Below are 3,453 nucleotides of genomic sequence, written 5' to 3' on the forward strand. Positions count from 1 at the left end.
CCCCCGCCTTCCAAATCCGCGCCATCCTCGCCGCCCTCCTGTCCCCCACCTGGGGCATCTACAGCGGCTACGAACTCTGCGAGAACACCCCCGTCCGCCCCGGCAGCGAGGAATACCGCGACTCCGAGAAATACCAGTACCGCCCCCGCGACTGGGACACCGCCACCCGCACCGGCACCACCATCGCCCCCCTCATCACCCAACTCAACACCCTCCGCAACACCCACCCCGCCCTCCAGCAACTCCGCAACCTCCACTTCCACCACATCGACCAACCCGAACTCCTCGCCTTCTCCAAACGCCACCTCGACGACACCGTCCTGACCATCGTCAACCTCAACCCCCACCAACCCCGCGAAGCCACCGTCCACCTCGACCTGCCCGCCCTCGGCCTCCCCGACGACCCCCACCACCACTACACCGTCACCGACCAACTCGACGGCGCCACCTACACCTGGACCCAAAACAACTACATCTACCTCGACCCGCACACAAAACCCGCACACATCCTCACGTTCCAGCGGAACGGTGACGAACGTGTGCGGGCCAGTGGGAGCCGGGCCGATGGGAGCATGGCCGGAGCGGACGGGACGACGGCCAGGTCGGGCCGGAGTTCGCTGCGGACCGCCCGGAACCGGCGCCGGCCGCCGGCCGGCGGCTGAGCCGTCAGACCCGGCCCGTCAGACCCGGCCCATCAGACCGGTGTGTCAGACCGGCTCGGCGCCGCCGAGCAGGCGGTCCTCGATGGAGCGGCAGCCGGTGAACACCGAGCCGAGCCCCTCCCGGTCGATGATCTCCCGGAGCCGGGCGGGCAGTGCGGGCAGCGCCAGGCAGCCGCCCTCGGCGGCGACGCGCCAGCGGATGCCGAGCAGGATCGGCAGCGGGTCGCAGCGGATGCCGAGGCGCTCGTGCATCCGCACCATGAGGTGCCGCAGGTTGCCCTCGACCAGCGTGGTCAGCGTCTCGCCGAGGCGCGGCACCGTGACCTCGTCCAGCACGCCGGACAGGTGGACGACCGTGTGGTCGCCGTCGCCGGCCTCCGTCGTGGTGATCATCAGCTCGGACGGGGCGGGCGGCGTCGGGGTGAGCCCGGCGTCCCCCGGGTGCAGGGCGCGGATGGCGTCGAGGACGTGCGTGGTGTCGGCGTCGCCCGCCGTCCCGGCCGGGACGGGCGCGGCCGTCGCCGACGCGACGTCCGGGAACACCTGGACGAGCTGCGCCAGCCCGGTGAGGTGCAGCGCCCGCCGCACGTGCGCGGACAGCGCGGGCACCACGGCGCGCAGCGGGCAGCCGAGCAGTTGCGCCCGCGTCTCGGCGCGGGCCAGCAGGACCAGCCCGGCCGCGTCGAGCAGCACCGCGTCGCCGAAGTCGACGACGACGCACACGCGCCGCCGCCTTCGCCCCGGGCCGCCGGCTGCGGCGAGCGATCCGGCGGCCAGGGACAGGGCCTTGCTCACCCCCTCCCGGATGCCCGCGTAGTTCTGCCAGCTGATCTGCGCGGGCATGGTCAGCACGATGAACCCTCGCCGGCTCTCGATGCTCAGGCCCGGTACCGGTACGGTCGTGTCCTTCATACGTCACATCCCGATCGGGGTTCTGGTGGCCGCGCGCGCGGGCCGGGACGGGGCGGTCAGAGTGGAGCCGGGCGGTCTGGACGCCGTCCGCCCGTCCGGATAGGGCGGCCGGCCGCCCCGCACGACGCCCGTCAGGCGGGACGCCGCGAGGCGCTCGATGGTCCGTTCCTCGGGCCGCACCCCGAGATGGGTGCAGCAGCACCACAGGTCGTCGACGCAGCGGCGCACGTTCTCAGCCGGAATGTCGGCGAAGCGAACGCGCAGCCGCGCTACGAGCTCATCGCGCGTCGGTACGACCGATGGCGACTTCTCCCAGCGCTCCACTGTCCCTCCGATCGCTTTGGACGGACGCTTTCCGTCCGAACCGATCAGAACCCGCCGGTTGGGCGGGTTCTGAGCTTGGAAATGACCTACCCGGGGCCTGCGACAGAAAAAGCGACGAATCTAAAAACACGGACATGACACCACCGCCACGCGGCAAGTCTTCCGAAGCCCGCGACGCCAGCGAACGCACCGTGCACGGCCGGGTTTTTGCGCTATTTTCCCGCGCCATGCCCGGCGGCTACCGGCCGATGACCGTCCCGACCGCCGAACGGAGGCCGGACGGACGCCGAACGGCATGCGGGGCCCGGTCGCCCCCCTGGCGCTCACCTGGCAGGTCGGGACGGCGCGCGCCCGAAACCGGCAGGATCGTCACTGAGCGTACGGAACCTTTTACGGATGGTTGCCTGTCGCGAACGTCCCTTGCGGCAGCGGCGGGCATTGCTGATCTAGATGTCTCCAACCGACCGGGGTGACCCATGCACGGCCAGCCGAAGAACTCCACCCGCAGCGCATCCGACCAGGTCACCGAGCCGGGCGTGGTCATCAGGCCCGCCGTGGACGCGGGCGGGGCGCCGGTCGTCCGGCCCGTCCCCGACCCGTACGACAAGGAGACGCCGCGAAACCCGCACTGGTTCAAGACGGCGGTGTTCTACGAGGTCTCGGTGCGCGGATTCGCCGATTCCAACAACGACGGTTACGGCGACCTGCGCGGCCTGATCTCCCGGCTCGACCATCTGCAATGGCTGGGCATCGACTGCCTGTGGCTGCTGCCCATCTACCAGTCACCGCTCAAAGACGGCGGCTACGACATCGCCGAGTACACGAGAATCCTGCCCGAGTTCGGGGAACTCGGTGACTTCGTGGAACTCATCGAACAGGCGCACGCGCGCGGTATCCGGGTGATCGCCGATCTGGTGATGAACCACACCTCCGACCAGCACCCCTGGTTCCAGGCCTCCCGCACCGACCCCGACGGGCCGTTCGGGGACTTCTACATGTGGGCCGACGACGACACCGGCTACCCCGACGCCCGCATCATCTTCGTCGACACCGAATCCTCCAACTGGACCTACGACCCCGTCCGCGGCCAGTACTACTGGCACCGCTTCTTCGCCCACCAACCCGACCTCAACTACGACAACCCCGACGTCCAGGACGCCATGCTGGAGAACCTGCGCTTCTGGCTCGACCTGGGCATCGACGGCTTCCGCCTCGACGCCGTCCCCTACCTGTACGCCCGCGAAGGCACCAACTGCGAGAACCTCCCCGAAACCCACGCCTACCTCAAACGCGTCCGCGCCGAAGTCGACCGCCTCTACCCCGACCGCGTCCTGCTCGCCGAAGCCAACCAATGGCCCGCCGACGTCGTCGAATACTTCGGCGACCCCGCCGCCGGCGGCGACGAATGCCACATGGCCTTCCACTTCCCCGTCATGCCCCGCATCTTCATGGCCGTCCGCCGCGAACAACGCTACCCCATCTCCGAAATCATGGCCCAAACCCCCAAAATCCCCGAATCCTGCCAATGGGGCATCTTCCTCCGCAACCACGACGA

3 protein-coding genes and 1 pseudogene are annotated in these 3,453 nt (G+C 69.6%); 2 read left to right on the forward strand and 2 right to left on the reverse strand.

The features are described 5' to 3' along the window. Positions 1-662: pseudogene (locus SM418_RS37830) on the forward strand (hypothetical protein); the annotation flags it as partial. Between the two features lie 45 nt (positions 663-707). Here SM418_RS37830 and SM418_RS37835 read toward each other — a convergent pair. Together SM418_RS37835 and SM418_RS37840 are read right to left on the reverse strand one after the other, a co-directional pair. Then, entirely contained in the window at positions 708-1,574 is an 867-nt protein-coding gene (locus SM418_RS37835) for an STAS domain-containing protein (protein ID WP_371946461.1), read from the reverse strand. Between the two features lie 3 nt (positions 1,575-1,577). After that, on the reverse strand, positions 1,578-1,898 hold the full coding sequence (locus SM418_RS37840; RefSeq protein WP_371946460.1) for a hypothetical protein: 321 nt from the start codon (positions 1,896-1,898) through the stop codon (positions 1,578-1,580). A gap of 476 nt (positions 1,899-2,374) precedes the next feature. Between SM418_RS37840 and SM418_RS37845 the strand changes: the two genes are divergently transcribed. Continuing rightward, positions 2,375-3,453: alpha-amylase family glycosyl hydrolase (locus SM418_RS37845; protein ID WP_371946459.1), on the forward strand; the 1,079-nt coding region annotated here is incomplete at its 3' end.

The organism is Actinomadura chokoriensis, from assembly GCF_041463665.1.
Classification (GTDB): domain Bacteria; phylum Actinomycetota; class Actinomycetes; order Streptosporangiales; family Streptosporangiaceae; genus Spirillospora; species Spirillospora chokoriensis_A.